General features: G+C 42.8%; 8 protein-coding genes. 5 read left to right on the forward strand and 3 right to left on the reverse strand.

What is annotated here, in order from left to right; all coding sequences use genetic code 11:
- Window positions 1–70: 70 nt before the first annotated feature.
- On the reverse strand, window positions 71–1,018 hold the full coding sequence (locus ACTNBF_RS15945) for an Arm DNA-binding domain-containing protein (protein WP_441089656.1): 948 nt from the start codon (window positions 1,016–1,018) through the stop codon (window positions 71–73).
- Between the two features lie 47 nt (window positions 1,019–1,065).
- Window positions 1,066–1,650, reverse strand: a complete 585-nt coding sequence (locus ACTNBF_RS15950) for a helix-turn-helix domain-containing protein (RefSeq protein WP_441089657.1) — start codon at window positions 1,648–1,650, stop codon at window positions 1,066–1,068.
- A gap of 212 nt (window positions 1,651–1,862) precedes the next feature.
- On the opposite strand from ACTNBF_RS15950, the gene ACTNBF_RS15955 reads away from it, so the two are divergent.
- The 4 genes from ACTNBF_RS15955 to ACTNBF_RS15970 all read left to right on the forward strand — a co-directional run bounded on the left by ACTNBF_RS15955 (window position 1,863) and on the right by ACTNBF_RS15970 (window position 5,913).
- Window positions 1,863–2,057 (forward strand): YNR034W-A-like family protein, encoded by a 195-nt coding sequence (locus tag ACTNBF_RS15955; protein ID WP_441089658.1) that lies wholly within the window; start codon window positions 1,863–1,865, stop codon window positions 2,055–2,057.
- Window positions 2,054–2,800: a CHC2 zinc finger domain-containing protein gene (locus ACTNBF_RS15960; RefSeq protein WP_441089659.1), complete on the forward strand. Its 747-nt coding sequence runs from the start codon at window positions 2,054–2,056 to the stop codon at window positions 2,798–2,800. The genes ACTNBF_RS15955 and ACTNBF_RS15960 overlap by 4 nt, the downstream gene beginning before the upstream one ends.
- On the forward strand, window positions 2,703–3,998 hold the full coding sequence (locus ACTNBF_RS15965; RefSeq protein WP_441089663.1) for a VapE domain-containing protein: 1,296 nt from the start codon (window positions 2,703–2,705) through the stop codon (window positions 3,996–3,998). Before ACTNBF_RS15960 ends, ACTNBF_RS15965 begins: the two co-directional genes overlap by 98 nt.
- Before the next feature lie 370 nt (window positions 3,999–4,368).
- Window positions 4,369–5,913 (forward strand): MobA/MobL family protein, encoded by a 1,545-nt coding sequence (locus ACTNBF_RS15970; RefSeq protein WP_441089660.1) that lies wholly within the window; start codon window positions 4,369–4,371, stop codon window positions 5,911–5,913.
- 80 nt (window positions 5,914–5,993) lie between these two features.
- Here the strand turns inward: ACTNBF_RS15970 and ACTNBF_RS15975 are convergent, their stop codons facing one another.
- The gene (locus ACTNBF_RS15975; RefSeq protein WP_441089661.1) at window positions 5,994–6,230 is read right to left on the reverse strand and encodes a helix-turn-helix domain-containing protein; all 237 of its coding nucleotides are present in this window, start codon (window positions 6,228–6,230) and stop codon (window positions 5,994–5,996) included.
- 108 nt (window positions 6,231–6,338) lie between these two features.
- Between ACTNBF_RS15975 and ACTNBF_RS15980 the strand changes: the two genes are divergently transcribed.
- Entirely contained in the window at window positions 6,339–6,632 is a 294-nt protein-coding gene (locus tag ACTNBF_RS15980) for a hypothetical protein (protein WP_441089662.1), read from the forward strand.
- Window positions 6,633–6,680 lie beyond the last annotated feature (48 nt).

The following is a 6,680-nucleotide window of genomic DNA, read 5'->3' on the forward strand; positions in this document are numbered from 1 at the left end:
GTTATAAGGGAATCATACACCAAAAATAAAATCCAAACCTTTTCAGATGCTATTTATTGCATTTCCTGCATCATCTGCAAAAGGTTTGGATTTTATTTAAGTTTGGATATCGGAGATCGTGCACCCGAATCTTTTTAACTCCTGACTTCTTACACCCCCGCAGCATTTCATGGTTCAGAAAACTTTTGGTGTAAGGAAACAGTCTGTCATCTGGCTGGATCTCATAGCACTTATCCATATACTCTTTCAGACAGTTGGCAAGGGTCTGTGGAATGGTAACAACCCGGTTGCTTTTTGGCGTCTTTGGCGGCCAGATTACATCCCTGCCGTTGATACGCTGAAAGGTCTTATTAATCGTGATTGTATGGCCTATCAGATCCACATCTGCAGGCGTTAATGCACATAACTCTCCTACACGCATTCCGGTATAATACAGAGTCATAAATGCGGTATAGGAGGCTGGTTTATCCTGTACTGCCACTATAAACTGCTCAAACTCTGCTTTTGTCCAGAAGTTCATTTCTTCCGCATGACTTTTTCCCATACTTCCGGCTTTGGTGCATGGATTCTCATGCAGGTCATAATACTTCACTGCATAATTGAACATAGCCGTCAGCTGGTTGTTGATCGCTTTTAAATAAGTCTGGGAGTAAGGTTTTCCATTTTCATCCCGATAGGCAGTTAAGCTGTTCTGCCATTTGCGGATATCTTTCGGCGTAATCTCGTTGATAGGGATCTTTCCGAATACCGGAAGAATCTTTTTGTCCACCATATAATGCTTACTGATGATGGTAGACTCTTTCAGCCGGTGGCTCATATCTTCAAAATACAGTTCTACGAAATCCTGAAACAGCATTCCCATATCGGCTGTTGCTTTGTTCAGAAAATCCCGTTCCCATTCTAAAGCTTCTTTTTTGGTTGCAAACCCACGTTTCTTTTTATGGATGATTTTTCCGGTGCAATCCTTGACACGGATCTGGGACATCCATTTTCCTGAAGTATCCTTTGTTACTGACAAATCTGATCATTCCTTTCTTAGAGTTATGAAAACCCTATTTTGGGAGATTATTCGCCAGAAAGCAGAGCAGCTCTTCTTTTTATACGCTCGTCCTCATCAAGATCTTCTAAGTCAGACATTTCTACACCCTGCGAAGCATAATAAGCCAGTGTCTTATCTTTCCACGCCTCATAGGCAGATTTTGACATGCCGTATTCTTTGAAAGATTCTCGATTGTTTTCCCATTCTTCCAGGAAAAGACATATATCCGCATTCAGATCGGCTGCTTTATCTTTTCCGTCAAAGGTAATGGAACACTGCCAGCCGTCATGGTGAGGCGGTCTTTTTGTCTCAATAGAAAAATGAAGTCCTGTTATTTTCTCAATCTGAAACAGGCATTCCATTACATCTGAAAGGCTGTCGAATTTAAAGTCGCCGGTCTGGTGCCCCAGAAGATAGGTGGAAGTAGTATCCAGTACTTTAGCAAGTTCATTGACCATAGCAATAGATACTTCAATTTCTCCGCTTTCGTATTTCTGAATGGTGCGGAGTGACTTCCCCAAAAGATCTGCTAACTCTTTCTGGTTATAACCTCGTTTTTTTCGGAGAGATTTAATCCGTTCTCCAATCGTTGAAATTTCCATATCGTTCATTATTTATTCACCTCATGGATAATATAACATGAAATAAAACGAATTGCAAGTGCGTATTATTTAAAATATAAGTTGACAAATCTGAATATTAGACGTATGATATAAATGCGAACTAAAAGTGCATATACGAGACGTGTATAGTGATTTTATGTGAATGTTAGGCGTATCTTTATTGCACGGAACAATAGATATCAATCAAAGGAGGGAACAAGATGCAGATTAAGGTTTCTTATATTACTGCAAACGAGATTATGGAGATTCTCGGAATTGGCAGAAGTAAGGCATATGACATTGTAAGGGAAATGAACCAGGAACTGGAAAATGCCGGATATAACGTAATCAAGGGAAAAGTTCCGGTCAGATACTTTCAGAAAAAATATTATGGATGTGAGATGAACGTAGAATGAGTATTTTTCAAAGTGTTAAGGAATCTGTGACTGCCAGGCAGGCTGCCGAGCAGTATGGGTTGAAAGTAAACAGAAACGGAATGGTGTGCTGTCCTTTTCATAAGGACAGGCATCCCAGCATGAAAGTGGAAAAAGGATTCTACTGTTTTGCCTGCGGTGCAAAGGGAGATGTAATCACGTTTACGGGCAAATTATTTGGAATGTCTCCTTATGAGGCGGCAAAAAAGCTGATCACTGATTTTAATCTTCCAATCCCATTGAAGGAGCAAAAGTCTGTTCAGAACAAATCCCGGGACAGAGAAGGTAAAAAGGTACAAAGTCGGTATCATTTTTCGGTAAAAAGTAAGGTTAGAACCTGGAAAAATCATGCCGTAAAGGTTTTGACGGACTATCTGTCGTGGATTCGGTTCTGGAAACAGTTTTACGGATCCGGGCCGGAGCCTTTTGAGCAGGAATGCTTTGGGGAGGCACTGGATAATGAGAGGAAGATCAATGATTATCTGGATATCCTTTTGACCGGTGACGGAGAGGAAATAGCGGAATTTTTCATTTATAAACGGAAGGAGGTGAAGAAGATTGAGCAGCGAATGGAAGAATATCAGCGAGGAGTCCTGGAAGAAATTAGAGAATATTGTAGAGCAGGAAATGCTGACACCGAAAGAAATCCGGGACAATCTGGAAGTAACGGAGAAAGGCCGGATCCGGCAGTCTATCCAGAATTGCAAATACGTGTTGGAACATGATCCATGTCTGCGGGGAGCTGTCTGCAGGAATGAGATGACCTGTCAGATTGATATTAAGAAAAAAGTGCCCTGGAAGAGACGGGGCGTACAGATGACGGATACGGATATGAACAACCTGTCTCTCTATCTGGAAAAAAATTACGGACTAACCAGTGATCGGGTGATCGCAAAAGCGATAGATATTGTAGCCAACGATAACAGTTTCCATCCGATCATTGATCTGCTGGAAAGTCTGAAGTGGGACGGCAGACCCCGTATTGCAGGGATGCTGACTCATTTCTTCGGGGCGGAAAATCCAGAATATTCAGGAGCGGTTATGAAGATGCACATGCTGGCAGCCATAAGCCGCCTGTATGAACCCGGAAAGAAGTACGATATCATGCTCTGTCTGGTTGGCGGTCAGGGAACAGGAAAATCTACTTTTTTCAAATATCTGGCAATTCAGGATGAATGGTTCACGGATGATGTGAAACGGCTGGATGACAAGAAAGTTTACGAATATCTGCAGGGGCACTGGATTGTGGAAATGTCGGAAATGAACGCAGTAGCGAATGCCAAAAGCATTGAGGAGACCAAATCTTTCCTGAGCAGACAGAAGGACACTTACCGGATTCCCTACGAAAGAAGAGCGGAAGACAGATACCGTCAATGCGTGTTTTGCGGTACTTCAAACGACCTTGCTTTCCTGCCCTTTGACCGGACGGGCAATCGACGGTTTGGACCGGTAAAGGTCTGTCCGGAGAAAGCAGAGACTACGATATATCGGGATGAAAAAGGCTCCAGAGGATATATCATACAGGCGTGGGCAGAGGCAATGGAAATCTACCGAAGCGGGGAATTTCTCCTGACCTTCTCTCCGGATATGGAAGACTATGTGAAATCTCTGCAGAAGGACTTTATGCCGGAAGATACACAGACCGGGATGATCCAGGCTTTCCTGGACAACTACGAAGAGGATTATGTCTGCTCCACCATCATCTATCAGGAAGTGTTTCATCAGGAAGGTATTGTCCCTAAATGGCAGTCCAAAGAGATCGGGGATCTGATGGACAATGAGATTATCGGATGGGAAAAACACGGGACTCATCGGTTCCCGGGAGGGCTTGGGATCCAGCGATCATGGAAACGAATTCGATCTCAAAAGGACAAGGACGGATTTGTAAAAATCAGTGAAGATACAGAACTGATCTTTGAATAAAAGATAACTTTTAAAATGTTTTGAGTTTTGTTTACAGGACTTTGTTTACAAAAAATGTAAACAAGAAAGTGTAAACAGGAAGAAAAAACTTTGAAAGTTAAAAACAAAAGAATGAAATAAGGCCCGGATACGGGCAGAAAGAAAAAGGAGGATACGCCAGAAATTAAGCCCTCGGCGATTGAGAGCGAAATACACCCATCACACAGACCTGACGGTCTATGCTCTGTGTATTTCGCGACTGCGTCGAGCTCTTCCCCTTAGGAAACTGCCTTTGGCGCTTCCTAAAGGGCTCCTCCGGAAGGCCCTGCGGGGCTGATCAGCGCTGTAAACAGCGGGCTGATCTGACGTACCACCGCCGGAAAGGAGATCTATGGCAAATGGAAAGAATTGTTTTATCCAGACGGTCAAACTGCCACACGTCAGGGGCAGGGTACGTTATATCTCGGATCCGAAGAGACAGGAAAACCTGTATGCCACCTACAGTAATGTGGATCCGAAGTTCTGGCGATACCTGTCGAAAGAAAATCAGGCAGACTTTATCAGGAGCGGAACAAAAGGAAAATGCATCGAAGCCAGAGAACTGATCATCATGTTGCCGCCCAGCCTGATCGGATATGATCATGATATATTGCTGAAATATTTCACGGCGAAGTTTGTGGATAAATATGATGTGGCAGTGGCAAGCGCTCTTCATCATAATAAGAGGAAAACGAACCTTCATATCCATCTGATCTTTTCGGAAAGACAGGCATTCGAAATGCCGGAAGAGAAGATCGCTTCGAGAAATATGTTTTACGATGAAAACGGGAAACATGTCCGGACGAAGAAAGAGATACTGGATGAGAGTGGAGAAATCCGCCCCGGATGTAAGATCGTTAAAAAAGGGGAAGTCTATGAAAAACATTATTTTAAGCCGAAAAATCCAGAGTTCAAGTCGAAGAAATTTACAGAGGATATGAAATATTTTTATACGGAGATCATCAATGATCTAGTAAAGGATCCGGCAGAGAAACTGAAGGTGTTTGATAAGAACAGCCCGTATCTGCCGACCCGAAAGATCGGGAAGAATAATCCAAAAGAAAAGAAAATCCAGATCGACAATTATCTCCGGCAGGAATGGAATAACATGGTGGACAGGGCTGTGGTGGAAGGTGTTACGGAAGAAGAACTTCGTATGACGAAGAAAACAGATATAGTTGAGTCTGTTGCTGAATCTATCCGCAGTGAGGGCTGGAAACCGGATCTGTTCAGGAAAATCCTGCAGACAGCAATCGGGAAGCTGAGAGGTTTTATCCAATATATTAAAGAAACCAGAAATGCGGAATTTGACGAAAATGGGAATCCACTGCTCAGTCATGATCTGAGAATTGATGTGACGCCGGAACCTCTCCCGCCTATAGCCAGAGGAGAAAGACCAAGTTCAGAAAGACAGGAAGCGGAAGTCATGAAACTAGATAATATCCTGCTGAAGATGAAGAAAACGGAGCAGAGGATCTATGCCATTGAACAGGCAATAATTAAACTGGAAAAGGAACTGAAGGAAGTACAGAAGAAGTGGTTCCATGGAAAGGAAAAGAAGGAGCTGGAGCAGAAAATTGCCGGGAAGCAGCGGGAGCTGAGCAAGTCAAAAGATACCTTAAGTCAGATACCACGGATGAATGGATATGAAAATGCGTTGGAAGTGAAGAAAGCTTACAAGGCTGCTAAGAGAGAACTGGACAAGGTACGGAAACAGCAGAATGCATGGGATCAGGCAATGAAGCCGTCGGAGAAAATGTATCTGGTAATCCGGGCGAACAGACCGGAGCAGACAAAAAAAAGAAGTATTCATGAGCGCTTAGAAGAAAAGAAAAGAGAAGCAGCGCATCAACAAAGGGAAGAGCGAAAACGGAATTATAATAGAGATTGCCTTTAAAAAACAGCCGGAATAGTCAATGATCAGAATCTTGGAAAGGACATTGACGGTTCTGGCTGTGATTGCGTGATCTGACATAATTAAAGCAATCCGGAAAAGAATTCAGAAATATCAGCATCAAAAATCTTGCTGAGTGCTACAAGTTCACTGACCTTGATATTCATCCGGTTGGTCTCCAGTTTGGCGTAAGTGCTTTTTGAGATTTCAATTCCCATAAGCTGTAAGTGAGCAACAACCTGCTCCTGTGTCATATTTGCATTTCGTCTTAGATGTTGGATATTATGACCGATATCCATATCAGGTCTGATTTTCTGCATATCTGAACTACTCCTGAAAAATTCGTAATAAAGAAATATATCTTGATTGTATGTAGTATTCAGATTATAATGTTTCGTAATAACGAAAAGTTTCGCTATAAAGAAAGGATGGATCAGAGAATGTACGTCGATAAGATATTTGAAAGAGCAACAATACGGGGAATAGCAGATTATCTTTTGTTTGGGTTGGGACCGGATGAGGATGATCGGAGCTATGAGGAGCGGTTGGACGAGCCATATTTGAGGTTTGAGAAGGCTGTAGAAAAATATGATAAGAGCAAGACTTCGGAATTGCTGGATTTGTGTAATGAAGTGAGCAGTGAGACGGCCAGCGTGTATATTGCATATGGCGCGTCCCAACGGCCGGTTTTGCGGAGCAAAACGGCCGAAATGCGAAGCTGAACAGCCGTTAGGCTTTGATTGATACAGAAATCTCTAGGATAATATATT

It is taken from the genome of Bariatricus sp. HCP28S3_A4, from assembly GCF_052066395.1.
Classification (GTDB): Bacteria; Bacillota; Clostridia; order Lachnospirales; family Lachnospiraceae; genus Allocoprococcus.